At 59.8% G+C, this 24458-nt stretch carries 22 protein-coding genes; 5 read left to right on the top strand and 17 right to left on the bottom strand.

What is annotated here, in order from left to right; genetic code table 11:
• The first annotated feature begins 19 nt into the window (after positions 1-19).
• Positions 20-2374, top strand: a complete 2355-nt coding sequence (locus tag V8689_RS01405) for a penicillin acylase family protein (protein WP_056783136.1) — start codon at positions 20-22, stop codon at positions 2372-2374.
• 62 nt (positions 2375-2436) lie between these two features.
• On the opposite strand, the gene V8689_RS01400 is transcribed toward V8689_RS01405, so the two are convergent.
• Positions 2437-3402 carry a GlxA family transcriptional regulator gene (locus V8689_RS01400; protein WP_047712030.1) on the bottom strand — a complete coding sequence of 322 codons (966 nt, stop codon included), beginning with the start codon at positions 3400-3402 and terminating at the stop codon, positions 2437-2439.
• A 248-nt stretch (positions 3403-3650) separates the two neighbouring features.
• On the opposite strand from V8689_RS01400, the gene V8689_RS01395 reads away from it, so the two are divergent.
• Positions 3651-4292: an HD domain-containing protein gene (locus V8689_RS01395; RefSeq protein WP_047712031.1), complete on the top strand. Its 642-nt coding sequence runs from the start codon at positions 3651-3653 to the stop codon at positions 4290-4292.
• A gap of 128 nt (positions 4293-4420) precedes the next feature.
• Here V8689_RS01395 and V8689_RS01390 read toward each other — a convergent pair whose 3' ends face one another.
• The 8 genes from V8689_RS01390 to V8689_RS01355 form a co-directional block, all read right to left on the bottom strand.
• Complete coding sequence (locus V8689_RS01390) at positions 4421-5305, bottom strand: ABC transporter permease subunit (RefSeq protein ID WP_003195236.1); 885 nt, start codon at positions 5303-5305, stop codon at positions 4421-4423.
• Positions 5302-6222 (bottom strand): ABC transporter permease subunit, encoded by a 921-nt coding sequence (locus tag V8689_RS01385; protein ID WP_003195238.1) that lies wholly within the window; start codon positions 6220-6222, stop codon positions 5302-5304. The genes V8689_RS01390 and V8689_RS01385 overlap by 4 nt, the downstream gene beginning before the upstream one ends.
• Positions 6219-7361 (bottom strand): ABC transporter ATP-binding protein, encoded by a 1143-nt coding sequence (locus V8689_RS01380; protein WP_003195240.1) that lies wholly within the window; start codon positions 7359-7361, stop codon positions 6219-6221. The genes V8689_RS01385 and V8689_RS01380 overlap by 4 nt, the downstream gene beginning before the upstream one ends.
• A 66-nt stretch (positions 7362-7427) precedes the next feature.
• Positions 7428-8522, bottom strand: a complete 1095-nt coding sequence (locus tag V8689_RS01375; protein WP_056783138.1) for a polyamine ABC transporter substrate-binding protein — start codon at positions 8520-8522, stop codon at positions 7428-7430.
• Between the two features lie 240 nt (positions 8523-8762).
• Positions 8763-9857 carry a polyamine ABC transporter substrate-binding protein gene (locus V8689_RS01370; RefSeq protein WP_034129075.1) on the bottom strand — a complete coding sequence of 365 codons (1095 nt, stop codon included), beginning with the start codon at positions 9855-9857 and terminating at the stop codon, positions 8763-8765.
• Between the two features lie 183 nt (positions 9858-10040).
• A complete protein-coding gene (locus V8689_RS01365) occupies positions 10041-11405 on the bottom strand; it encodes an aspartate aminotransferase family protein (protein WP_056783141.1) in 1365 nt (454 codons plus the stop codon).
• A 58-nt stretch (positions 11406-11463) separates the two neighbouring features.
• Positions 11464-12822: a glutamine synthetase family protein gene (locus V8689_RS01360; protein ID WP_003195249.1), complete on the bottom strand. Its 1359-nt coding sequence runs from the start codon at positions 12820-12822 to the stop codon at positions 11464-11466.
• Between the two features lie 79 nt (positions 12823-12901).
• On the bottom strand, positions 12902-13141 hold the full coding sequence (locus tag V8689_RS01355) for a hypothetical protein (RefSeq protein WP_081089483.1): 240 nt from the start codon (positions 13139-13141) through the stop codon (positions 12902-12904).
• A 278-nt stretch (positions 13142-13419) separates the two neighbouring features.
• Between V8689_RS01355 and V8689_RS01350 the strand changes: the two genes are divergently transcribed.
• On the top strand, positions 13420-14796 hold the full coding sequence (locus V8689_RS01350; protein ID WP_003195252.1) for a glutamine synthetase family protein: 1377 nt from the start codon (positions 13420-13422) through the stop codon (positions 14794-14796).
• Positions 14797-15028: 232 nt separating this feature from the next.
• Positions 15029-15658 (top strand): TetR/AcrR family transcriptional regulator, encoded by a 630-nt coding sequence (locus V8689_RS01345; RefSeq protein WP_056783143.1) that lies wholly within the window; start codon positions 15029-15031, stop codon positions 15656-15658.
• A gap of 122 nt (positions 15659-15780) precedes the next feature.
• Here V8689_RS01345 and V8689_RS01340 read toward each other — a convergent pair whose 3' ends face one another.
• From V8689_RS01340 to V8689_RS01305, 8 genes are all read right to left on the bottom strand, one after another.
• Positions 15781-15996, bottom strand: coding sequence for a TOBE domain-containing protein (locus V8689_RS01340; protein WP_003176783.1), 216 nt, complete (start codon positions 15994-15996; stop codon positions 15781-15783).
• 19 nt (positions 15997-16015) lie between these two features.
• On the bottom strand, positions 16016-16822 hold the full coding sequence (ssuB, locus tag V8689_RS01335) for an aliphatic sulfonates ABC transporter ATP-binding protein (protein ID WP_003195256.1): 807 nt from the start codon (positions 16820-16822) through the stop codon (positions 16016-16018).
• Positions 16819-17604 carry an aliphatic sulfonate ABC transporter permease SsuC gene (gene ssuC, locus V8689_RS01330; RefSeq protein ID WP_003195258.1) on the bottom strand — a complete coding sequence of 262 codons (786 nt, stop codon included), beginning with the start codon at positions 17602-17604 and terminating at the stop codon, positions 16819-16821. Before ssuC ends, ssuB begins: the two co-directional genes overlap by 4 nt.
• A gap of 9 nt (positions 17605-17613) precedes the next feature.
• Positions 17614-18762: an FMNH2-dependent alkanesulfonate monooxygenase gene (gene ssuD, locus V8689_RS01325; RefSeq protein WP_003195260.1), complete on the bottom strand. Its 1149-nt coding sequence runs from the start codon at positions 18760-18762 to the stop codon at positions 17614-17616.
• Between the two features lie 26 nt (positions 18763-18788).
• Complete coding sequence (locus tag V8689_RS01320; protein WP_056783145.1) at positions 18789-19757, bottom strand: sulfonate ABC transporter substrate-binding protein; 969 nt, start codon at positions 19755-19757, stop codon at positions 18789-18791.
• A 97-nt stretch (positions 19758-19854) separates the two neighbouring features.
• Complete coding sequence (ssuE, locus tag V8689_RS01315; protein WP_056783147.1) at positions 19855-20448, bottom strand: NADPH-dependent FMN reductase; 594 nt, start codon at positions 20446-20448, stop codon at positions 19855-19857.
• 312 nt (positions 20449-20760) lie between these two features.
• The gene (locus tag V8689_RS01310) at positions 20761-21399 is read right to left on the bottom strand and encodes a peroxiredoxin (protein WP_003195267.1); all 639 of its coding nucleotides are present in this window, start codon (positions 21397-21399) and stop codon (positions 20761-20763) included.
• Between the two features lie 273 nt (positions 21400-21672).
• Positions 21673-23016, bottom strand: a complete 1344-nt coding sequence (locus V8689_RS01305; protein WP_056783149.1) for an OprD family porin — start codon at positions 23014-23016, stop codon at positions 21673-21675.
• 370 nt (positions 23017-23386) lie between these two features.
• Between V8689_RS01305 and tauA the strand changes: the two genes are divergently transcribed.
• Positions 23387-24373: a taurine ABC transporter substrate-binding protein gene (gene tauA / locus V8689_RS01300; protein WP_056783151.1), complete on the top strand. Its 987-nt coding sequence runs from the start codon at positions 23387-23389 to the stop codon at positions 24371-24373.
• Positions 24374-24458: the final 85 nt, after the last annotated feature.

The following is a 24458-nucleotide window of genomic DNA, read 5'->3' as shown; positions in this document are numbered from 1 at the left end:
ACTCTGGTAAGGAATGTTCATGAAACGCGCCCTGCAGGTTTTTGCGGTGCTGATTGTGCTGGTCGCCCTGGGCGCCGGTTGGTACGTCTACAGCAAACAACCCACGCGCCAGGGCACGGTGACGCTGGCGCACCTGCAAGGCTCGGTCACGGTGCGCTACGACGACCGTGGCGTACCGCATATCCGCGCCGAAAACGAAGCCGACCTGTATCGCGCCCTGGGCTATGTGCATGCCCAGGACCGCCTGTTCCAGATGGAGATCATGCGGCGCCTGGCCCGTGGCGAACTGGCAGAGGTACTGGGGCCCAAGCTGCTGGAAACCGATAAGCTGTTTCGCAGCCTGCGCATTCGCGAGCGCGCCTTGAGCTACGTGGAGCACATGGACCCTGACTCAGCCTCGTCCAAGGCCCTGCAAGCCTACCTGGACGGGATCAACCAGTATCAGGACAGCCACGCCAGCCCCATGGAGTTCGATGTGCTGGGCATCGCCAAGCGACCGTTTACCGCCGAAGACAGCATCAGCGTCGCCGGGTACATGGCCTACAGCTTTGCCGCGGCCTTTCGCACCGAGCCGGTGCTCACCTATGTGCGCGACCGGCTGGGCAGCGACTACTTGAAGGTCTTCGATCTGGACTGGCAACCCAAGGGCGCCCTCAACCTGGCGGCCAGCGATTGGCAGACCCTTGGCGCCATCGCCGCCCTTAGCGAACAGGCCTTGGCCGACAACGGCCTGCCGCAGTTCGAAGGCAGCAATGCCTGGGCCGTCAGCGGCAGCCATACCCAAAGCGGCAAGCCGTTGCTGGCGGGTGATCCGCATATCCGTTTTTCGGTGCCTTCGGTGTGGTACGAAGCGCAGTTGTCGGCGCCAGGCTTTGAGTTGTACGGCTACCACAACGCGCTGGTACCGGTGGCGTTTCTGGGACACAACCTGGACTTCGGCTGGAGCCTGACCATGTTCCAGAACGACGACCTCGACCTGGTCGCCGAGAAGGTCAACCCAGACAACCCCAACCAGGTCTGGTATCACGACCAATGGGTGGACATGAGCAGTAGCGAGCAGCAGATCCAGGTCAAGGGCCAGGCGCCGGTGACCCTCACCCTGCGCCGCTCGCCCCACGGCCCGATCATCAACGATGTGCTCGGTGAGAACGCCGGCAGCACACCGATTGCCATGTGGTGGGCGTTCCTGGACAGTGAAAACCCGATCCTCGATGGCTTCTACCAACTCAACCGTGCCGACACCCTGGCCAAGGCGCGTGCCGCGGCCGCCAAGGTTTCGGCGCCGGGCCTGAACATCGTGTGGGCCAATGCCAAGGGCGATATCGGCTGGTGGGCGGCGGCGCAGTTGCCGATCCGCCCGGCTGGCGTCAACCCGGCGTTCGTCCTCGACGGCAGTACCGCCCAGGCCGACAAGCTGGGTTTCTACCCCTTCAGTGCCAACCCCCAGGAAGAAAACCCGCCGCGCGGCTACGTGGTGTCCGCCAATGCCCAGCCGGCATCGCCCACCGGCATGCCGATCCCCGGCTATTACAACCTGGCTGACCGTGGCCAGCAGTTGAACGCGCAGTTGAGCGACACAAGCGTTAAGTGGGATGTCACCAACAGCCAGGCCCTGCAACTGGGCACCACCACCGCCTATGGCCCGCGCCTGCTGGCGCCGCTGTTGCCGGTGCTGCGCGAGGTGGTCAAGGACCCGGCGCAACTCAAACTGGTGGAACAGCTTGCCAACTGGAAGGGTGACTACCCGCTGGAGTCCACCGGCGCCACGCTGTTCAACCAGTTGCTGTTCAACCTCAGCGACGCGACCTTTCACCCCAAACTGGGCGATGCCTTGTTCAAGACCTTGCTCGGCACCCGCGTGATCGACGCCGCATTGCCCCGCCTGGCCGCTTCGCCGGACTCGCCCTGGTGGAACGGCAACCGCGCCGATACCGTCAAGCTCGCCTGGGACAACAGCCTGGCCCACCTCAAGGCGACGTTCGGCGATGACCCGGCGCAGTGGCAGTGGGGCAAGGCGCACACCCTGACCCACGGCCACCCGCTGGGCCTGCAAAAGCCTCTGGATAAGATCTTCAACGTCGGCCCGTTCCCGGCGCCGGGCAGCCACGAAGTGCCGAACAACCAGACCGCCCCGATTGGCCCGGCGCCATGGCCGGTGACCTACGGCCCGTCGACACGACGCCTGATCGACTTTGCCGACCCGACCCACGCCCTCACCATCAACCCGGTGGGGCAAAGCGGCGTGCCGTTTGATACGCACTATGGCGACCAGGCGCAGAGCTATATCGAGGGAAGGTACGAGCAGGCGCACTTCAGTGACGAGGAAGTGACGGCCAATACCCGCGGCACCTTGAAACTGCTGCCCGCCCGATGAAACGGGACGCAGAGCGTCCCAAGAGGCGTTACCACGCAGAGCGTGGGAACGATCACACACGCTCAAACCGGCGCCGCAAAGTTGAGCCTGAACTGTTGCGGCGTGACGCCCAGCCGGCGGTTGAACACACTGCGCATGTGCTGGGCGTCGCGAAAGCCGCATTGATAGGCCACGGTTTTAAGCGGTGCGTGGCTGCTTTCAAGCATCACCCGCGCCGCATCTACACGCGCCCTCTCGACAAATTCCGCTGGCGTAATCCGCGCTTCACGGGCAAACACCCGGGAGAAATTGCGCGCACTCATATTGGCCGCCTTGGCCAGGTCAGCAATGGTCAGGTCTCCCGTCAGGTTGGCCAGCACGTACAGCTGCACCAGCGCCACCGCCGAGGTGGTTTCGGCATGGGGCGTGAGGAACGGGCTGAACTGCGACTGCCCGCCCGAGCGCTGGGTGAACACCACCAGGCGCTTGGCCACGCTCAGGGCCACTTCCGGGCCGTGATCCTGGGCCAGCAGGTACAACGACAGGTCGATACCTGCCGTGACCCCGGCGGAGGTGTAGAGCTTACCGTCTTGCACATAGAGACGGTCGGCTTCGACCTGAGCCGAGGGACACAGGCGCGCCAGGCTGGCGGCATCGTTCCAATGGGTAGTGACGGTCTTGCCGTCCAGCAGGCCCGCACGGGCCAGCATGAAGGCACCGTTGCAGATCGAGCCAAAGCGCTGCGCCTTAGCGGCGGCCGTGCGCAGCCAGGCGTCAAACTCGGGGCCGAAATCGTCGAACGGTAACTGCGGGCCACCGGCGACCAGCAGCAGGTCGTAGGGTTGCCGAGCTTCGCTGTAGTGCTTGTGCGCCTGCAATGACAAACCGTTGGAGGCCGCCATGGCGCCGTGGCCGAAGCCGAGTACTTCCAGCCGATAGTGGTCCTCGGGCGCCAGGAAGCGGTTGGCCTCGCAGAACACGTCCATCGGCCCGGTCACGTCCAGCGACTGGACACCGGGGAAGATCAGAATGGCGACGGTTTTGCCCATACTCACAAACACCTTTTTCCAACTGAATAAACACAAACCCCTTGTGGGAGCTGGCTTGCCTGCGATGCAGACGCCTCGGTACCTCAGGTACACCGAGGTGATGCTATCGCAGGCAAGCCAGCTCCCACAGGGGATCGCCTATAGGCTTGGCACGATGTGGCATCACATTGGCCGGGATCGCCTCCCTGTGGCGATAGCCGCTCCAGGGTCATGGGACCAGACTGGAATCTTTCCAGAGGAGATCCACCATGAGCACCACCATAGCCGGTATCCAGATTCCTGACAGCGCCTTGGCCCGGGCCACCACCGAATACATTCGCGACGTCGAGTCCGACCTGCTCTACCACCATTCGCGTCGGGTCTTCCTGTTCGGCGCCTTGAGCGGTGAGCGCAAGCAGTTGGCCTACAACCCGGAGTTGCTCTACGTCGGCGCGATGTTCCATGACCTAGGCCTGGTGGAAGGCCACCGCAGTGACGACGAGCGTTTCGAAGTGGACGGCGCCAACGCCGCCGCTGCGTTCCTCAAGCCTTATGGGTTGAGCGATGACGATATTGAACAAGTGTGGTTGTCCATCGCCCTGCACACCACGCCGGGCGTGCCGAAACACCTGCGCCCCACCGTAGCGCTGGTGACCGCTGGTGTGGAGATGGACGTACTGGGCATGGACTACGCCGCGTTCAGCAGCGTGCAGCGCGAAGCGGTGGTGCATGCGCATCCACGGGGTGAAGGGTTCAAGGAGTGCATCATCTGCGCGTTCGCCGACGGCTTGCGCCATCGCCCGCAGACCACGTTTGGCAACGTGAAGACCGATGTGCTGGTGGACCAGGAGCCTGGGTTCAAGCCGATGAATTTTGTGCAGGTGATTCGCACGTCGCCGTGGGCTGCCTAGCTAAGCCCCACTGTAGGAGCGAGCTTGCTCGCGAAAAACCTGAGAGCGCCGCTGGGTGTCAGGTACCCAGCGTCATCGTTAACGTTCTTCGCGAGCAAGCTCGCTCCTACAGTGGAACGCGTCGGCAGTTAGACCGGGGCTGGCGCCCGGCGCTTGTCCGGCTGTTGCCAGCCATCCGCCGCCGCTTCTTCAATCGCTTGCTGAATGGCCTTCTTGCGATGCTCTTCGGCCCGACGGCTGAAGAACCACACCAGGAAGGTCACCAGCGACACCGCCAACAGAATCAGGCTCGCCACGGCGTTGATCTCGGGTTTAACCCCAAGGCGCACCGCCGAGAACACTTCCATCGGCAAGGTGGTGGAACCGGGGCCCGACACGAAGCTGGCCAGTACCAGGTCGTCCAGCGATAGCGCGAACGACATCATGCCGCCCGCCGCCAGCGACGGCGCGATCATCGGGATGGTGATCAGAAAGAACACCTTCCACGGCCGTGCGCCCAAGTCCATCGCTGCTTCTTCAATCGACAGGTCCAGCTCACGCAAACGCGCCGACACCACCACCGCCACATACGCCGCACAGAAGGTGGTGTGGGCGATCCAGATGGTGACGATGCCACGCTCCTGGGGCCAGCCGATCATCTGCGCCATGGCCACGAACAGCAGCAATAGCGACAGACCGGTGATCACCTCTGGCATTACCAACGGCGCCGTCACCAGGCCGCCGAACAGCGTGCGGCCCTTGAACTGGCTGATACGCGTCAGCACGAAGGCCGCCAGGGTACCCAACGCCACCGCCGCCACCGCCGTGTAGCAGGCGATTTCCAGGGAGCGGGCTACCGAGCCCATCAACTGGGTGTTGTCCAACAGGCCCACGTACCACTTGATCGACCAACCGCCCCACACTGTCACCAGTTTGGATTCGTTGAACGAGTAGATCACCAGGATCAACATCGGCAGGTAGATGAACAACAAACCTGCGACCAGCATGAAGCTGGAGAAACGAAAGCGCTTCATATCTTGCCCTCCAACTCTTTGGCTTGGCTGCGGTTGAACAGGATGATCGGCACGATCAGGATCGCCAGCATCACCACCGCCAGGGCAGACGCCACCGGCCAGTCACGGTTGTTGAAGAACTCTTGCCACAACACCTTACCGATCATCAGGGTTTCCGGGCCGCCGAGCAGTTCAGGAATCACGAACTCGCCCACCACCGGGATAAACACCAGCATGCAACCGGCGATGATGCCGTTTTTGGACAGCGGCACGGTGATTTTCCAGAAGCTGTTGAAAGTGCTCGACCCCAGGTCGGAAGCGGCTTCCAGCAGGCTCTGATCGTGCTTCACCAGGTTGGCGTAGAGCGGCAGAATCATGAACGGCAGGTACGAATAGACCACGCCGATGTACACCGCGATGTTGGTGTTGAGGATCTGCAGCGGCTCGTTGATCAAGCCCATGGACATCAAAAAGCCGTTGAGCAAACCGTTGTTGCTGAGAATGCCCATCCACGCATAGACGCGGATCAGAATCGCAGTCCAGGTCGGCATCATGATCAGCAGCACCAGCACGGTCTGCATCTCTTTGCGCGCGGTGGCAATGGCGTAGGCCATCGGGTAGCCGATCAGCAGGCACAGCAGCGTGCTGAAAAACGCCATCTTCAGCGAGCCCAGGTAGGCGGCAATATACAACTCGTCGCCCGCCAGCAAGCTGTAGTTGGCCAGGTTCAGCACCACCTCCAGCTTTTGCTCAACGTAGGTATAGATCTCGGTATAGGGCGGGATCGCCACATCGGCTTCGGCAAAGCTGATTTTCAGCACGATGAAAAACGGCAGTGCAAAAAACAGGAACAGCCAGAGGAAGGGAATCCCGATGACCACCTGCTTGCCATTGGGCACGATGCGATCCAAGCGCCGCTTGAATTTCTTCATGTTCATGAGCGAAGTACCACGCCGCTGTCATCTTCCCACCACACATACACCTGATCACCCCAGGTTGGGCGCTGGCCACGGCGTTCGGCGTTGGCGACGAAGGACTGCACCAGCTTGCCGCTCGGCAGTTCCACGTAGAACACCGAGTGGCCGCCCAGGTAGGCGATGTCGTGCACCTTGCCGCTGGACCAGTTGTGCTCGCAGGTCGGCATTTCGGTGGTCACCAGCAGCTTTTCCGGGCGGATGGCGTAGGTCACCGACTTGTCTTCCACCGAGGTGGCGATGCCGTAGCCCACGTAGATGTCGCGGTCCAGGTCCGGGCACTTGAGCACCGCGTGGCCTTCAGCGTCGTCCACCACTTGGGTGTCGAAGATGTTGACGTTGCCAATGAACTCGCACACCAGGCGGCTGGTGGGGGTTTCGTAGATATCGATGGGGCTGCCGATCTGGGCGATCCAGCCCAGGTGCATGATCGCGATGCGTTCGGCCATGGTCATGGCCTCTTCCTGGTCGTGGGTCACCATCACGCAGGTCACGCCGACGCGCTCGATGATCTCCACCAGCTCCAGTTGCATCTGCGAGCGCAGCTTCTTGTCCAGTGCGCCCATCGGCTCATCGAGCAGCAGCAGTTTCGGGCGCTTGGCCAAGGAGCGGGCCAAGGCTACACGCTGGCGCTGGCCGCCAGACAACTGGTGCGGCTTGCGCTTGGCGTACTGGCTCATCTGCACCAGCTTGAGCATCTCGGCCACGCGTGCGTCGACTTCAGCCTTGGGGATCTTGTCCTGTTGCAGGCCGAAGGCGATGTTCTGCGCCACGGTCATGTGCGGGAACAAGGCGTAGGACTGGAACATCATGTTGATCGGCCGCTCGTAGGGCGGCATGTCGGTGATGTCCACACCGTCGAGGTAGATGCGACCTTCGGTTGGGCGCTCGAAACCTGCAAGCATGCGCAGCAAGGTGGATTTGCCCGAACCCGAACCGCCGAGCAAGGCGAAGATCTCGCCTTTCTTGATTTCCAGGGACACATCGTCCACGGCAATCGTCTCGTCGAACTTCTTCGTGACCCGGTCGATTTTGACCAGCACCTTCTTCGGTGTCTGGTCGCCCTCGAGGGCTTTCTTATAGGCGCCGGAGGCAACTGCCATTTACGAAACTCCCAAAAAAAACTGTGCAGCCAGCCCAATGCGAGCCAGCCTTGGATAGTTTGAGCCTTACTTGCCCGTCTTGACCTTGGTCCAGCTACGGGTCATTAAACGCTGCACTTTCGGGGGTAGCTCAAAGTTGACGAATGTCCGCTCGAGAACCGCCTGCGGTGGGTAAACCGCTGCGTCAGTGCGTATCGATTGCTCCATCAGTTTGTCCGCCCCTGGGTTAGGGTTGGCGTAACCGACTTGATCGCTGACCTGAGCGATCACCTCAGGCTGCAGCAAATAGTTGATGAAGGCGTGGGCTTCCTTGACGTTGCTGGCATCCTTGGGAATCGCCAGCACGTCGAACCACAGGTTGCCGCCTTCTTTGGGAATCGTGTAGGCGATGTTCACGCCTTTGCCCGCCTCTGCTGCGCGAGCCTTGGCCTGGAACACATCGCCGGAGAAACCGGCCGCCACGCAGATGTTGCCGTTGGCCAGGTCCGAGATGTATTTGGAGGAATGGAAGTAGGTCACGTAGGGCCGCACTTTCAGCAGTTTTTCCTCGGCTTTCTTGTAGTCGGCCGGGTTGGTGCTGTTGGGGTCCAGGCCCATGTAGTTGAGTACCGCCGGCAGCATTTCATCGGCCGAATCCATGAACGACACGCCGCAAGTGGCCAGCTTCTTCATGTTTTCCGGTTCGAACAACACAGCCCAGGAGTCGATTTTGTCGACACCCAGTACTTCTTTGACCTTGTCGACGTTGTAACCAATGCCGTTGGTGCCCCACAGGTACGGCACCGCGTACTGGTTGCCCGGGTCGTTCTTTTCCAGGCGCTTGAGCAGTACCGGGTCGAGGTTGGCGTAGTGGGTCAGCAATGACTTGTCGAGCTTCTGGAACGCCCCGGCCTTGATCTGCTTGCCCAGGAAATGGTTGGACGGCACCACTACGTCGTAGCCGGTGCGCCCGGCGAGCAACTTGCCTTCCAGTGTTTCGTTGGAGTCAAACACGTCATACACGGGCTTGATACCGCTGGCCTTTTCGAAGTTGACCAGGGTGTCGGGGCCGATGTAATCCGACCAGTTATAAATATGCACCGTCGGTGCGGCCTGCACGCTGGCGGCCAGCGTGATACCTGCACCCACCAGCATGGCTTTGCGAAATAAAGAAATTGGCAAGTGGAGGTCCTCTTAAATAGTTGGGGCCTTGAAGTTGTTGCCCGGCAACAAAACCGGCGCGCAACTTACCGTCGATAAACCGATCCGGCAAAACTTTCTGTCATTTATTTTCTGTACTGCTGCCGCTGTTTGTAGGAGCGAGCTTGCTCGCGAAGAACTCACAGGCAACGCGGGCTATCAGAGGCCCCGCGTTATCGTTGACGATTTTCGCGAGCGAGCTCGCTCCTACAGGTTTGTGCGTTATTTACCGGATTTGATTTTGGTCCAGCTACGGGTCATTTCACGCTGAGTTGCCGCCGGCATGTCGGCAATGGCGTAGAGTTTGGATTGCACTTCGGCCGACGGATAAATACCCGGGTCGCTGGTGATGTCTTTATCGACCAGGGCGGTGGCTTTCTCGTTACCGTTCGGGAAACGCACACTGTTGGTGATCGCGGCCATGACGTCTGGCTTGAGCAGGTAGTTCATGAATGCGTAGGCAGCCTCGACGTTTTCGGCATCCTTGGGAATGGCGACCATGTCGAAGAAACTGCCAGCACCTTCCTTGGGAATGTCATAGGCGATCTTGACCTTGCCACCGGCTTCAGCCGCGCGGGTTTTGGCCTGTTCGATGTCACCCGAGTAACCCACAGCCACGCAGATGTTGCCGTTGGCCAGGTCGGAGATGTACTTGGACGAGTGGAAGTAGCCGATCGAAGGACGGATTTTCATGAACAGGTCTTCGGCCTGTTTCAGATCAGCCTTCTTCGTAGTGTCGGTCGGCAGGCCCAGGTAATGCAGCGCTACCGGCAGCATTTCGGTTGGCGAATCGAGGAAGCTCACGCCGCAGCTTTTCAGCTTGGCGATGTTTTCCGGCTTCATCAGTACGTCCCACGAGTCGATCTTGTCCACGCCCAGTGCGGCCTTGACCTTCTCCGGGTTGTAGCCGATGCCCATCGAGCCCCACATGTACGGGAAGGCGTGCTTGTTGTCCGGGTCGCTGACCGATACGGCCTTGAGCAGGGATTTGTTCAGGTTGTCGTAGTTGGACAGCTTGGACTTGTCCAGCTCCTGGTAGACACCGGCCTTGATCTGCTTGGCGAGGAAGCTGTTCGACGGCACGACGATGTCGTAGCCGGACTTGCCTGCCAGCAACTTGGCTTCCAGGGTTTCGTTGCTGTCAAAAACGTCGTACACCACTTTGATGCCCGACTCTTTTTCAAAGTTGGCGATGGTGTCCGGTGCAATGTAGTCGGACCAGTTGTAGACGTGCAGCACTTTATTGTCTGCCTGGGCCGCGCCCGCCATTGCGCCCATCAGGGACAAGGCGAGGAGGGTCTTGCCAGCGTTCTTCAAACCTAATGCCTTCATTTGGTGATGCTCCAATTTTTTCTTTTTTGGGCCACAAGCGTTGTATGTTTTACGGCCCAACCGAAGGGCAACAAAACAGGGCGACAGTCTGGCAAGTTCAGGGGCCGGCTTTCAACCAAAGCCCCTGCATTTTTAACTGCCCAGCGCACCGCGCACTGAGCCTGACGCTTAGCCCTGCAACACCTGCAATGTCAGGTCCAGGCAATGACGGGCTTTGGTCACCAGCTCGTCGATTTCAGCCTTGCTGATAACCAGTGGCGGCGAAATGATCATGGTGTCGCCCACAGCGCGCATGATCAGGCCATTTTCAAAGCAGAAGGTTCGGCAGATCATACCGGCGCCTTTGCCTTCATGACGCTTGCGCGTCGCCTTGTCCTGCACCAGTTCGATCGCACCGAGCATACCGACGCCGCGTACTTCACCCACCAGCGGATGATCGCCCAGTTCCCTCAGACGTTTCTGCAAATACGGTGCCGTTTCTTCGTGCACACGGTTAACGATTTTTTCATCGCGCAGGATGCGGATGTTTTCCAGGGCCACAGCCGCAGCGACCGGGTGACCGGAATAGGTAAAGCCGTGGTTGAAATCGCCCCCTTCGTTGAGCACCGCCACCACTTCGTCGCGCACGATCAGGCCGCCCATGGGCACGTAGCCCGAAGTCAGGCCCTTGGCGATGGTCATCATGTGTGGCTTGAGGTCGTAGAAATCGCTACCGAACCACTCACCGGTACGGCCGAAACCGCAGATCACTTCGTCGGCGACAAACAAGATGTCGTACTTGGCGAGGATTTCCTTGATGCGCGGCCAGTACGTGGCAGGCGGCACGATCACGCCACCGGCGCCCTGGATCGGCTCGGCAATAAAGGCGCCGACGTTGTCCACGCCCAGCTCCAGGATTTTCTCTTCCAACTGGTTGGCCGCCCACACACCGAATTCCTCGGGGCTCATGTCGCCGCCTTCGCCAAACCAGTACGGCTGGGCGATGTGGGTAATGCCCGGGATCGGCAAGTCGCCCTGCTCGTGCATATAGGTCATGCCGCCCAGGCTGGCGCCGGCCACGGTAGAGCCGTGGTAGCCATTCTTGCGGGCAATGATGGTTTTCTTGTTGGGCTGGCCCTTGATCGCCCAGTAGTGGCGGACCATGCGCAACATGGTGTCGTTACCTTCGGAGCCAGAGCCGGTGAAAAACACATGGTTCATGCCGGCCGGCGCGACATCGGAAATGACCTTGGCCAACTCCAATACCGGCGGGTGTGCGGTCTGGAAGAACAGGTTGTAGTACGGCAGTTCTTTCATTTGCTTGGCGGCGGCATCGGCCAGTTCATCGCGACCGTAACCGATCGCCACGCACCACAGGCCGGCCATACCGTCGAGGATCTTGTTGCCTTCGCTGTCCCACAGGTAAACGCCGTGGGCTTTGGTGATGATCCTTGGGCCTTTCTCTTTCAATTGCTTGAAGTCGCTGAACGGCGCCAGGTGGTGATCATTGCTCAAGGCTTGCCATTCACGGGTTTGCGGGTTGTTGCTGGACATACCAATCTCCTAGACTTTTCAGTGAAGGGCGCGCCGTTTGAAGGACGCGCCCGGCGCATCAGACGGCGAAGAGCAGGAATTCCCGCTCCCACGAACTGATCACGCGCTTGAAGTTTTCATGCTCGGCCCGCTTGACCGCGACGTAGCCTGTGATGAATTTTTGCCCCAGGTATTTCTCGATGGTCTTGCTGTTTTCCATGCGTTCCAGGGCGTCTTCGATGGTCAACGGCAGGCGCAGGTTGCGTCGCTCGTAACCACGGCCCACCACCGGCGCACTCGGGTTATGGCCTTCGACCATGCCGATGTAGCCGCACAACAGGCTGGCGGCAATCGCCAGGTACGGGTTGGCGTCAGCGCCCGGCAGGCGGTTTTCCACGCGGCGGTTCTGCGGGCCGGCATCCGGTACGCGCAGGCCGACGGTGCGGTTTTCTTCGCCCCATTCCACGTTTACCGGCGCCGAGGTGTCGGGCAGGAAGCGGCGGAACGAGTTCACGTTGGGGGCGAATAAAGGCAGCAATTCAGGGATGAATTTCTGCAGGCCGCCAATGTGGTTGAGGAACAGTTGGCTCATGGTCCCGTCTTCATTGGAGAAGACGTTCTTGCCGGTGGCGATGTCGATAATGCTCTGGTGCAGGTGCATCGCGCTGCCGGGCTCGCCGGTCATGGGCTTGGCCATGAAGGTGGCGGCCACGTCGTGCTTGAGCGCGGCTTCACGCATGGTGCGCTTGAACACCAGGATCTGGTCGGCCAGGGACAGGGCATCGCCGTGACGGAAGTTGATTTCCATCTGCGCGGTGCCGTCCTCGTGGATCAGGGTGTCGAGGTCCAGCTCCTGCAGTTCGCACCAGTCGTAGACGTCTTCGAACAGCGGGTCGAATTCGTTGGCCGCTTCTATAGAGAAGGACTGGCGACCGGTTTCCGGGCGGCCGGAGCGGCCAATCGGCGGTTGCAGCGGGAAGTCCGGGTCTTCGCAGCGCTTGGTCAGGTAGAACTCCATCTCCGGCGCCACGATGGGCTGCCAGCCGCGGTCGGAGTAGAGCTTGAGGACTTTCTTGAGCACGTTGCGCGGCGACAGCTCGATCGGGTTGCCTTGCTTGTCGTAGGTGTCGTGGATCACCTGGGCGGTCGGCTCGATGGCCCACGGCACCAGAAATACCGCGTTCTGGTCGGGGCGGCAGATCATGTCGATGTCGGCCGGGTCGAGCAATTCGTAATAGATGTCGTCTTCGACATAGTCGCCGGTCACGGTCTGCAACAGAACGCTCTCGGGCAGGCGCATGCCTTTTTCGGCAATGAACTTGTTGGTCGGCGAGATCTTGCCCCGGGTAATACCGGTGAGGTCGCCAATCATGCATTCGACTTCTGTGATCTTGTGGTCTTTCAACCAATCGGTGAGCTGGTCGAGGTTGTTACTCATAAATGCCTCTGGGCTGGGTTTCCTGGCATCCATTAAAGGCCAGGCGTTGGTTGACGCAGCATCCGCGTCGTTTTTTCATTCAGGGTAGGAGCTTACCTGCCATTTGCCCATGGGTTGCATTCCTCAGGCCAAAGTTGTGCAGAATCATGATCGGCACAGCGGATGAGGGCAGGTCAGTGGCGTAGGAGATGGCAAAAAGGAGATCGGCCGGGCCGTCAAGAATATTGGCCGGTGCCTGGGCATTCACACGGGGCGAACGAGCTGCGGACAAAGCCTGGCTGGAGCAGGCGCAGACGCCGATTGGCGGCAGGTGAAACATGAAGCACCCCGGTATTATTGCTGTTATGGGTTTGAATCGAGCTTAGCCTTGTTCATTTTTTTACACAACACCCCCGTAAAAAATCCTACACGGCCCGCTCAAGCCTGCAGGTCCCAAGACCCCCAAACCCAAAAAACCGCCCCAAAACGCCGCAAAAAAGCCTTCATGGCGCTTTTTTAGGGCAAAAAATGCCTCGCTTGACTTCGGCTAGCCGTTCGGGTTGACTGAAACCAGAAAAGATCAATGATTGATATTTTTAACAACAAAGGTGTTGCATCATGTCGGTACCCCCGCGTGCCGTTCAGCTTAACGAAGCGAACGCGTTCCTTAAGGATCATCCTGAGGTTCTGTACGTAGACCTTCTAATTGCGGATATGAATGGTGTGGTGCGCGGTAAGCGCATCGAACGCACCAGCCTCCACAAGGTTTACGAGAAGGGCATTAACCTGCCTGCCTCTTTATTTGCCCTGGATATCAACGGCTCGACGGTGGAAAGCACCGGCCTGGGCCTGGACATCGGTGATGCTGACCGAATCTGTTATCCAATCCCCGACACCCTGTGCAATGAACCCTGGCAAAAGCGCCCTACCGCGCAACTGCTGATGACCATGCACGAACTTGAAGGTGAACCTTTCTTCGCCGATCCGCGCGAAGTGCTCCGCCAAGTTGTTACCAAGTTTGACGACCTCGGTCTGACCATCTGCGCTGCCTTCGAGCTTGAGTTCTACCTGATCGACCAGGAGAACGTGAACGGCCGCCCACAACCGCCCCGCTCGCCGATCTCCGGCAAACGCCCGCACTCGACACAGGTCTACCTGATCGACGACCTCGACGAATATGTCGACTGCCTCCAGGACATTCTGGAAGGTGCCAAGGAGCAAGGTATCCCGGCGGACGCCATCGTCAAGGAAAGCGCCCCGGCGCAGTTCGAAGTGAACTTGCACCACGTCGCCGACCCGATCAAGGCCTGCGATTACGCGGTACTGCTCAAGCGCCTGATCAAGAACATCGCCTACGACCATGAGATGGACACCACCTTCATGGCCAAGCCTTACCCAGGCCAGGCAGGCAACGGTTTGCACGTACACATCTCCATTCTGGACAAGGACGGCAAGAACATCTTTGCCAGCGAGGATCCCGAGCAGAACGCCGCATTGCGTCACGCGATCGGCGGTGTGCTGGAGACCCTACCCGCCCAAATGGCGTTCCTGTGCCCTAACGTCAACTCCTACCGTCGTTTCGGCGCACAGTTCTACGTGCCGAACTCGCCGTGCTGGGGCCTGGATAACCGCACCGTGGCGATTCGCGTACCCACCGGCTCGTCCGATGCCGTGCGTATCGAACACCGCGTGGCCGGCGCCGATGCCAACCCTTACCTGCTGATGGCCTCGGTATTGGCGGGCGTGCACCACGGCCTGACCAACAAGATCGAGCCGAACGCTCCGGTGGAAGGCAACAGCTACGAGCAGAACGAGCAGAGCCTGCCGAACAACCTGCGCGATGCCCTGCGCGAGTTGGACGACAGCGAGGTGATGGCCAAGTACATCGATCCTAAATACATCGATATCTTCGTCGCCTGTAAGGAGAGTGAGCTGGAGGAGTTTGAACACTCCATCTCCGACCTTGAGTACAACTGGTACCTGCATACCGTGTAAGCGGTTGCTGCAGTTGAAAGAACGCCGCTGGCTTTGGTCAGTGGCGTTTTTTTATGGGTTTATTTTGGGAGATCGGGTTGGCCTCATCGCAGGCAAGCCAGCTCCCACCTTTGACCGAGTTCCAACCTTGAAATGCGTTCCACTGTGGGAGCTGGCTTGCCTGCGATAGCGGCCTGGCAGACAACACAACCTTCCTGCTCATACAATGCCCGCTGCCTTGTAGGAGACATCCATGACCACCCGCCCCGCCACTGTTCGCAAACCCCGCGCCCGCAGCCAGGCCCGGATCGATGCGATCCTCGACGCCGCCCGCACCTTGCTGGCCGCCGAAGGCGTGGCGAGCTTGTCGATCTACAGCGTGGCCGAACGGGCACAGATTCCGCCGTCGTCGGTGTACCACTTTTTCGCCAGTGTGCCGGCATTGCTTGAGGCGTTGACCGCTGACATTCACGCGGCCTTTCGCGCTGCCATCCAGGCGCCCATCGAGCATGAATCGCTCAAGCATTGGCGCGACCTGTCCTACATCGTCGAACAACGCATGCTCAGCATCTACAGCAACGATGCCGCGGCGCGCCAGTTGATCCTGGCCCAGCATGGGTTGACCGAAGTGACCCAGGCTGATCGCCAGCATGATCTGGAATTGGGCGACTTGATGCAGGCGGTATTCAATCGCCACTTTGAAGTACCAACGCTACCGAGCGACGTGGATGTGTTTGCCTTGGCGCTGGAGTTGAGCGACCGCGTGTACGCGCGCTCGGTGCATCAGCATGGGCTGATTACCCCGCGCATGGCGGAGGAAGGGATGCGGGTGTTTGATGCGTATGTGGGGCTTTATTTGCCGGCCTACCTGCCCAAGCGCTGATCGTTCCCACGCTCTGCGTGGGAATACATCCCGTGACGCTCTGCGTCACCTTCGGCACAGCGGGACGCGGAGCGCCCCAGGCGGCATTCCCACGCAGAGCGTGGGAACGATCAGTGGGGTTATCACAACTTGGCAATCGACACCTCAGTGGACTTCACAAAGGCAATCACTTCACTGCCGATCACCAGCTCCAACTCCTTGACCGAACGGGTGGTGATCACCGAGGTGACAATGCCGGACGCGGTCTGCACGTCAATTTCCGACAGCACGTCGCCAACCACGATTTCCTTGATGGTGCCTTTGAACTGGTTACGCACGTTGATGGCTTTAATCGTCATGGTGTTTTTCCTGTGTGGGTTATTGAGCCCAACGCAATTGCGTCGGCAGCGGTGAAACAGGTTCGGGTTCCGGTGGGGAACCGGGTAGCGACAGCACGCGGTTGAGCACTTCGGCTTCCAGTGCGGCCAGGCGGTGTGAGCCACGGGCCCGTGGGCGTGGCAGGTCGATGGTCAGGTCCAGGCCGATTTCGCCGTTTTCGATCAGTATCACGCGGTCGGCAATCGCCACGGCTTCGCTGACGTCGTGGGTCACCAGCAACACCGTGAAGCCGTGCTTGCGCCACAGGTTCTCGATCAGTTGCTGCATCTCGATGCGGGTCAAGGCATCCAGTGCGCCCAGCGGCTCATCGAGCAGCAACAGCCGCGGTTGGTGGATCAACGCCCGGGCGAGTGCCACACGCTGTTTCTGGCCGCCGGACAACGCCGCCGGCCACTCATTGGCGCGCTCGGCCAGGCCGACCGCTTCCAGGGCCTCCAGCGCTTTGGGGCGCCAGTCGCCCTTGAGGCCCAGGCCGACGTTGTCGATGATCTTTTTCCAGGGCAGCAAGCGAGCCTCCTGAAACATCAACCGCGTATCTTCAATCGCCTCGTGCAGCGGCGCGGAGCCGGCCAGCAGCTCGCCGCCACTGGCTTTGTCCAGCCCCGCCAACAGACGCAGCAAGGTACTTTTGCCGCAACCACTGCGGCCGACCACGGCCACGAACTGCCCTGCGGGAATATGCAGGTCGATCTCTTTGAGTACTTCGCGGGTACCAAAGGCCTTGCGCAATTTGCGCACCGCCAGCGGAATACCCTTCAACAAGCGCGGAGGTTGTTGAGCGGTCATGCTGCACCTCCTTTGACTTGATACGCCGGGTGCCAGCGCAGCCACACACGTTCCAGCCCACGGGCTGCCAGGTCGGCCAGTTTGCCGAGGATGGCGTACATGACGATGGCCAGCACCACCACGTCGGTTTGCAGGAATTCACGGGCATTCATCGCCAAGTAACCGATGCCGGAACTTGCCGAGATGGTTTCCGCCACGATCAGCGTCAGCCACATGAAGCCCAGGGCAAAGCGCACCCCCACCAGGATCGACGGCAGCGCGCCCGGCAGGATCACTTGCCAGAACAGGCTGAAACCGGACAAGCCATAGCTGCGCGACATCTCTACCAGCGCCGGGTCGACATTGCGGATGCCGTGGTAAGTGTTCAGGTAGATCGGGAACAAGGTCCCCAGGGCCACCAGGAAAATCTTCGCGGTCTCATCGATGCCGAACCACAGGATCACCAGCGGAATCAGCGCCAGGTGCGGCACGTTGCGGATCATCTGCACGGAGCTGTCGAGCAAGCGTTCGCCCCACTTCGACAGCCCGGTGATAAAGCCCAGGGCCAAGCCGATGCTGCCACCGATCACAAAACCCAGGCCGGCGCGCCAGCCGCTGATGGCCAGGTGCGTCCAGATTTCGCCGCTGACCACCAGGTTAACCCCGGCTTCGATCACTGCACTCGGCGCTGGCAGAATGCGCGTCGACAGCCAACCCGCCGACACTGACAACTGCCACACCGCCAGCAATAAGATCGGCAGCACCCAGGGCGCCACGCGATGGCTGATTTTTTCTAAGTCCATAACGGCACCTCAGCTCTGTGACGCAGCTTTGGGAAGGATGTCGTTGGCAACCATCTCGCCGAACGGGCTGACGTAGCCGGCGCTTTTGGGCAACTCGGGACGTTCGATATCCAGGTGCGGGAACAACAATTCGGCAACCCGATACGACTCTTCCAGGTGTGGATAACCGGAGAAGATAAAGGTATCGATACCCAGGTCCGCGTACTCCTTGACCCGCGCCGCAACCGTCGGGCCATCGCCTACCAGCGCCGTCCCTGCGCCGCCACGTACCAGGCCGACGCCGGCCCACAGGTTGGGGCTGACTTCCAGGTTGTCACGGCTACCGCCATGCAAGGCTGCCATGCGTTGCTGGCCCACCGAATCGAAACGCGCCAGGGACGCCTGTGCGCGGGCGATGGTCTCGTCGTCCAGGTGGGAGATCAGTTTGTCGGCGGCTTTCCAGGCTTCGTCGTTGGTCTCACGCACGATCACATGCAAACGAATACCAAAGCGCACCGTGCGCCCCAGTTTTGCGGCCTTGGCGCGTACCTGCGCGATCTTTTCCGCGACAGCTGCCGGCGGCTCGCCCCAGGTCAGCACCATCTCCACCTGTTCGGCCGCCAGGTCCTGGGCGGCTTCGGAGGAACCACCGAAATACAGCGGCGGGCGTGGCTGCTGGATCGGTGGGTAGAGCAATTTGGCGCCTTTGACGCTGATGTGTTCGCCGTCGTAGTCCACGGTCTCGCCTTCCAGCACACGGCGCCAGATGCGGGTGAATTCCACCGACGCCTGGTAGCGTTCTTCATGGCTCAAGAACAAACCGTCGCCAGCCAGTTCTTCCGGATCGCCACCGGTGACCAGATTGAACAGCGCACGGCCACCAGACAGGCGATCCAGGGTCGCAGCCTGACGCGCGGCCACGGTCGGGGAGATGATCCCGGGGCGCAGGGCAACCAAAAATTTCAAGCGCTGGGTCACGGGGATCAGCGAAGCGGCCACCAACCACGAGTCTTCGCAGGAGCGACCCGTAGGGATCAATACCCCACCAAAACCCAGGCGGTCAGCAGCCTGGGCCACTTGTTGCAGGTAGCCGTGGTCGACAGCGCGGGCGCCTTCGGCGGTGCCAAGGTAATGACCGTCGCCGTGGGTGGGCAGGAACCAGAAAATATTGAGGCTCATGGAGTTGTCTCCTGAATGAAGTCGGATTACGGCGCTTTGGCAACCGCGGCGGGTGGCGTCCAGATCACGTCCTTGATGCTCAAGGGCTTGGGGATCAATTTGAGTTGGTAGAAGCTGTCGGCGATTTTCTGCTGGGCGGCGACCACTTCCGGGGTAAGGAACAGCGCGCCATAGCCCTGGCGTTTCACCGACGTAAGGGTGATTTCCGCCGGCAGGCCGAGCAGTGGGGCGACCTGATCCGTCACTTCCTGCGGGTTGGCCTTAGACCACTCGCCTACCGCACGCACTTCTTCCACCAACGCCTTGATCACTTGTGGGTGTTGTTCGGCGTAGGGCTTGGTGGCGAGGTAAAACTGATGGTTGTCGGCAATCCCGGTGCCGTCTCGCAGGGTGCGCGCTTGCAGTTGCTTCTCGGCGGCGGCCTGGTACGGGTCCCAGATCACCCAGGCGTCCACGCTGCCACGCTCGAACGCGGCACGGGCATCGGCGGGCGGCAGGAATACGGTCTTCACGTCGGTGTACTTGAGGCCGGCGTCTTCCAGGGCACGCACCAGCAGGTAGTGCACGTTGGAGCCTTTGTTGAGCACGACCTTTTTACCCTTGAGCTCGGCCACCGATTTGATCGGCGAGTCCTTGGGCACCAGAATCGCTTCGCTGGTAGGCGCGGGTGGCTCGTAGGCGACATAGAGCAGATCGGCGCCAGCCGCCTGGGCAAACACCGGTGGGGTTTCGCCGGTAACGCCGAAGTCGATGGAGCCGACGTTCAGGCCTTCGAGCAATTGCGGGCCACCAGGGAACTCGGTCCACTGCACCTGCACACCTTGGGCGGCCAGGCGTTTTTCCAGGGTGCCCTTGGCCTTGAGCAGCACCAGGGTGCCGTACTTCTGATAACCGATCCGCAAGGTCTCGGCGGCTTGGGCTTGAACAATGGCGCCGAAGGACACAGCCGCAGCAAAGAGTGCGACCAGACCACGACGCAAGATGACAGTGCGCATGGCGCTCTCTCCAACTGTGCGATTAGGGTTTTGGCTGCACCTGCTTGGCCGTTGTCGGCTGAGTAAGGTGAGGGTTTCCAGCTTTTCGGGGTGAGGCTCAGATGCTCCAGCGAGCACTCAACAAACGTTCATTCAATACGTCAGGGTCCAGCGGTTTTGGCCGGCGCGCCATGGCGCTGTAGAGCTGCTCCAGCGCTTCGTGCAGACGCTGTTCGAGTACCGGCACCAGTTGCGCCTGCACGCTGCCTTCGCCATAGGCGATCTGGCTGTCTTCGGCAAAAATACCGTGGAGCAATTCCTGGGCCTTGAGGGCTGACAGCACCGGCTTCAGGACGTAGTCCACCGCCAGCATGTGGGCGATGCTGCCGCCGGTCGCCATCGGCAGCACCACCTTATGGGCCAGGGCGCGTTCTGGCAGCAGGTCCAGTACGGTCTTCAACGCACCGGAAAATGAGGCCTTGTACACCGGCGTGGCGATCACCAGGCCGTCGGCATTGGCGACTTGTTGCAGCAGGTCAATGACCTTGGGGCTGTCGAAGCGCGCATGCAGCAAGTCTTCAGCCGGGAAGTCCCGTACCTGGTAACTCACCACTTCCACGCCTTGCTGTTGCAGCCACTGACGGGTTTTATCCAGCAAGACCCCAGAGCGGGAACGCTGGCTGGGACTGCCTCCAAGTGTTACGACCAGCATGCAGGAGATTCCTTGAGCAAGTGTCGGCGGTTCGCTGTACGGCGATGGCGCCAAGATGGGATAGACCTTATCAGCAGATTTATATATCTATAAATCTTATTTATTCATTTGTTTATTCCATAAATACATAAGCGTTTAATCAATCGCCAGGCGAAAAAAAAGGCCGTCGAAACGGCCTGAAAACCCCTGCTGTGTGAGACGGTTTGGAAACATGTGTTGTTGATAAGGCCGCTATCGCGGGCAAGCCCGGCTCCCACAGGGGAATGCGGTCAACTGTGGGAGCCGGGCTTGCCCGCGATGGCGATATCAGCCTTAACGATTGGGTTGTGGGGTAAGGCGCAGGTACGGCTTCACCGCGCGGTAGCCCTTGGGAAAGCGTTTCTTGATCTCTTCCTCGTCCTTGAGCGACGGCACGATCACCACTTCATCCCCATCCTGCCAGTTGGCCGGCGTCGCCACCTTGTGGTTGTCGGTCAGTTGCAGGGAGTCGATCACCCGCAGGATTTCATGAAAGTTTCGCCCGGTGCTGGCCGGGTAAGTGATGGTCAGGCGGATCTTCTTGTTCGGGTCGATCACGAACAAGGAGCGCACGGTGAGGGTATCGCTGGCGTTCGGGTGGATCAGGTCGTAGAGGTCCGAGACCTTACGGTCGGCGTCGGCCAGGATCGGGAAGTTGACCACGGTGTTCTGGGTCTCGTTGATGTCTTCGATCCACTTGTGGTGCGAGTCCACCGGGTCTACCGACAGGGCGATGGCCTTGACCCCACGCTTGGCGAATTCATCCTTGAGCTTGGCGGTGAAACCCAGTTCGGTGGTGCACACCGGCGTGAAGTCCGCCGGGTGGGAAAACAACACTCCCCAGCTGTCGCCCAGCCATTCATGGAAACGAATCTTGCCGGCGCTGGAATCCTGTTCGAAGTCGGGGGCGATGTCGCCCAGTCTTAGGCTCATGGTATGGCTCCTGGTGAGTGCTTATGGAGCCCACTGTGCATGGATTTTTGCTGATTTAAAAAGAATAAATATCGATTTATCTAGACGATAAAGGAATATTAAAAATCAGTTCATTGGACTTGGGAACGGCCTGAGGCCAACATCGCTTTCAAGGTTCGAGAAGGCCTTGAGATGCTGCAAAAAGAGGGGTTCAGGAAGGGCTTGCGGGGGTTGAGCCCGACTTGAACAGCAAGACACCTTGCCCGGCATTGCGCCGGGCAAGGTTTTACAGTCTTACAACAGCGGGATCGAGTAGCTGACGATCAAGCGGTTTTCGTCCTGGTTACGCGCGCTGGCGATGTCGCTGCGCCACATAGCGTTTTTCCACGCCACGCCAACGTTCTTCAGCGGACCTTCCGGTACAACGTAGGCAACAGTGATATCACGTTCCCACTCGGACTGGCCGGTGAACTCGGTACGGTTGCTGGAGACGGTGTCGATATGGTCACCCTTGAGGTAAACCACACCCGCGGTCAGGCCAGGTACGCCGACTTTGGCGAAGTCGTAGGAGTAGCGCGCTTGCCAGGTACGCTCGCCGGCACGGGCGAACTTCTGGATCTGCATGTCGGTGGTGATGTAAGCCGACGAGCCGTCACCCTGGTTCAGCCAAGGGAAGTCGCTGCTGCCGTTGCTGACCTGGTAACCGCCACCGAAGGTGTGACCGGCCACCGAGTACAGGAACAGGCCGCTGTACAGGTTGTTGTCGACTTTGCCACGGCCGGAGTTCACGCCGCCGTAGTTGCCCGTCGAGAAGTAAGCGGACTGGTTACCGTTGTTACCATCGTCGGAGCTGTTGAAGTAACGCAGGTCAGACTTCAACACGCCAGGGCCGATAGCCCAGTTGTGGGTCAGGCCCAGGAAGTGTTGCTTGTAGAAATCTTCCAGGTTGCCGTAGTAGTACTGGGCGGTCAGATCCTTGGTGATCTTGTAGTCGCCACCGGCGTAGTAGAACTTGTTGCTCGAACGCCAGTTCACGCCACGGCTGTTGGCGCCGGAGATGGACAGGCTTTCGTTGTTGCTGGAGTTACGGCCCTTGGCCTTTTCGATCTGGCCGGCGACCAGGGTCAGGTCCTTGATGTCGCTGGAGGTGATCTGGCCACCCTGGAAGGTCTGCGGCAGCATACGACCATCGTTGGTGACGATGACCGGCAGCTTAGGCTGCAAGGTACCCAGCTTCAGTTCGGTCTGGGAGATCTTGGCCTTGGCGGTCAGGCCCAGGCTCGAGTAGTTATCAACGGCTTCGCCATTGGACTTGCTCGGGAAGATGGTGCCGCCGTAGGAGCTGGCAGTCGCGCCGTTGGTACCGCCGCCCGAATCCAGGCGAATACCCAACAGGCCGATAGCATCAAGACCGAAGCCAACGGTGCCTTGGGTGTAACCGGAGATGAAACGCAGATCGAAGCCTTGGCCCCATTCTTCGTTGCGGCTCGGGTTGGCCGTGCCTTCGCGGTTATCGGTGTTGATATAGAAGTTACGCAGGCCCAGTGTGGCCTTGCTGTCTTCGATGAAACCGGCAGCGCCTGCTTGCTGGGCGATTGCGCCCAACGTTACAGCCACAGCCAAGGTGGACTTCTTCATGTACCGCTCCTCTCATTTCTAATTTTTGTATTTCTTTGGTCTCGGGTCTGACGCCCTCGATCCACAGATGCGCGATTAGCGCCAGATAGTGACCACCAAGTCAATCGTAACCTTGTGTGTCTACTACCTTCGTCTAATCGCAGTTGATTTGGTCCCTGCAGGGTAATGAGTTTTTCATACACCCAAAAAGAATTATTTCATTCTTTTTCATACGATCCAGGAATAAGACTTTCCGTGAAGCTGGCCGGTCAGGATAGACGCGCCGCTCCATAAGCTAATTCCTAAAGGGTATTTACTGGTGCTTTTTTAGATCGATTAGTGTGGCCGTACGGTTGCATACGTCACTCACGATCAAAAAGGCGACGCCATCATGGCCAAACGCACATCCTCCCGTCAATTTGTTACAGTTTTTGTATCGCTATTACTTTCTTTTGGAGTCAACGCCGCCGACCTGACGGTGGGCTACCAGACCGGCATCGATCCCAGCAAGGTTCCCCAGGCCGACGGCCTCTACGAAAAAGCCATTGGCGAAAAAATCGCCTGGCGCCGCTTCAACAGCGGGCCAGAGGTGGTCACGGCCATCGCGTCGGGTGATGTACAAATCGGCAACCTCGGCTCCAGCCCGCTTGCGGCGGCGGCGTCGCGCAACCTGCCGATTGTGGCGTTTATCGTATCGGCACAGATCAACGCTTCTGAAGCCCTGGTGGTGCGCAACGGCAGTGGCATCGACAAACCCCAAGACCTGATCGGCAAAACCATCGCCACCCCGTTCGTCTCGACCTCCCATTACAGCCTGCTCGGCGCGCTGAAACACTGGGGGCTGAACACCCAGCAAGTCAAAGTGGTGAACCTGCAACCGGCCGAAATTGCCGCTGCCTGGAAACGCGGCGATATTGATGGGGCTTTCGTGTGGTCGCCGGCCCTGGGCGAAATCCGCAAGACCGGCAAAACCCTCACAGACGCGGCGCAGGTGGGCCAATGGGGCGCCCCCACATTTGAAGTGTGGGTGGCGCGCAAGGATTTCGCGCAAAAACATCCTGACGTCGTGGCCAAGTTCGCCAAGGTCACCCTGGATGCCTTTGCCGACTATGCCGCCCACAAAGACAGCTGGACGGTCGATTCGGAGCCGGTGCAGAAAATCGCCAAATTGACAGGTTCGAATGCCGACGACATTCCGGAGCTACTGGCGGGCACGACGTTTCCGGATGCACAGGCACAGCAAACCGCTGCGCTGCTCAAGGGCGGCACGGCAAAGGCGATTGGGGAGACGGCGAAGTTCTTGAAGGAACAGGGGAAGGTGGAGACGGTGCTGCCGGATTATTCGGCCTATGTGACCGACAAATTCATCCCAGAATAAATACAGTCTTCGGTGGGAGCTGGCTTGCCTGCGATGCCAGCAACTCGGTCCTTCAGATAAACCGAGGCGCCGCTATCGCAGGCAA

The sequence above is a fragment of the Pseudomonas sp. AK181 genome (genome assembly GCF_051122975.1).
Taxonomy (GTDB): domain Bacteria; phylum Pseudomonadota; class Gammaproteobacteria; order Pseudomonadales; family Pseudomonadaceae; genus Aquipseudomonas; species Aquipseudomonas lactis.
This window is presented reverse-complemented; position numbering and strand designations above follow the sequence as displayed.

Bases quoted from the DNA above. Each gene is read 5' to 3' on its own strand.
- tauA (WP_056783151.1), top strand. From the start codon at position 23,387: ATGGCCAAACGCACATCCTCCCGTCAATTTGTTACAGTTTTTGTATCG.
- ssuE (WP_056783147.1), bottom strand. From the start codon at position 20,448: ATGCTGGTCGTAACACTTGGAGGCAGTCCCAGCCAGCGTTCCCGCTCT.
- ssuC (WP_003195258.1), bottom strand. From the start codon at position 17,604: ATGGACTTAGAAAAAATCAGCCATCGCGTGGCGCCCTGGGTGCTGCCG.
- V8689_RS01400 (WP_047712030.1), bottom strand. From the start codon at position 3,402: ATGGGCAAAACCGTCGCCATTCTGATCTTCCCCGGTGTCCAGTCGCTG.
- V8689_RS01390 (WP_003195236.1), bottom strand. From the start codon at position 5,305: ATGAAGCGCTTTCGTTTCTCCAGCTTCATGCTGGTCGCAGGTTTGTTG.
- V8689_RS01385 (WP_003195238.1), bottom strand. From the start codon at position 6,222: ATGAACATGAAGAAATTCAAGCGGCGCTTGGATCGCATCGTGCCCAAT.
- V8689_RS01340 (WP_003176783.1), bottom strand. From the start codon at position 15,996: ATGACGATTAAAGCCATCAACGTGCGTAACCAGTTCAAAGGCACCATC.
- ssuD (WP_003195260.1), bottom strand. From the start codon at position 18,762: ATGAGCCTCAATATTTTCTGGTTCCTGCCCACCCACGGCGACGGTCAT.
- V8689_RS01305 (WP_056783149.1), bottom strand. From the start codon at position 23,016: ATGAAGAAGTCCACCTTGGCTGTGGCTGTAACGTTGGGCGCAATCGCC.
- V8689_RS01355 (WP_081089483.1), bottom strand. From the start codon at position 13,141: ATGTTTCACCTGCCGCCAATCGGCGTCTGCGCCTGCTCCAGCCAGGCT.
- V8689_RS01380 (WP_003195240.1), bottom strand. From the start codon at position 7,361: ATGGCAGTTGCCTCCGGCGCCTATAAGAAAGCCCTCGAGGGCGACCAG.
- V8689_RS01345 (WP_056783143.1), top strand. From the start codon at position 15,029: ATGACCACCCGCCCCGCCACTGTTCGCAAACCCCGCGCCCGCAGCCAG.
- V8689_RS01320 (WP_056783145.1), bottom strand. From the start codon at position 19,757: ATGCGCACTGTCATCTTGCGTCGTGGTCTGGTCGCACTCTTTGCTGCG.
- V8689_RS01350 (WP_003195252.1), top strand. From the start codon at position 13,420: ATGTCGGTACCCCCGCGTGCCGTTCAGCTTAACGAAGCGAACGCGTTC.
- V8689_RS01365 (WP_056783141.1), bottom strand. From the start codon at position 11,405: ATGTCCAGCAACAACCCGCAAACCCGTGAATGGCAAGCCTTGAGCAAT.
- V8689_RS01405 (WP_056783136.1), top strand. From the start codon at position 20: ATGAAACGCGCCCTGCAGGTTTTTGCGGTGCTGATTGTGCTGGTCGCC.
- V8689_RS01310 (WP_003195267.1), bottom strand. From the start codon at position 21,399: ATGAGCCTAAGACTGGGCGACATCGCCCCCGACTTCGAACAGGATTCC.
- V8689_RS01395 (WP_047712031.1), top strand. From the start codon at position 3,651: ATGAGCACCACCATAGCCGGTATCCAGATTCCTGACAGCGCCTTGGCC.
- ssuB (WP_003195256.1), bottom strand. From the start codon at position 16,822: ATGACCGCTCAACAACCTCCGCGCTTGTTGAAGGGTATTCCGCTGGCG.
- V8689_RS01360 (WP_003195249.1), bottom strand. From the start codon at position 12,822: ATGAGTAACAACCTCGACCAGCTCACCGATTGGTTGAAAGACCACAAG.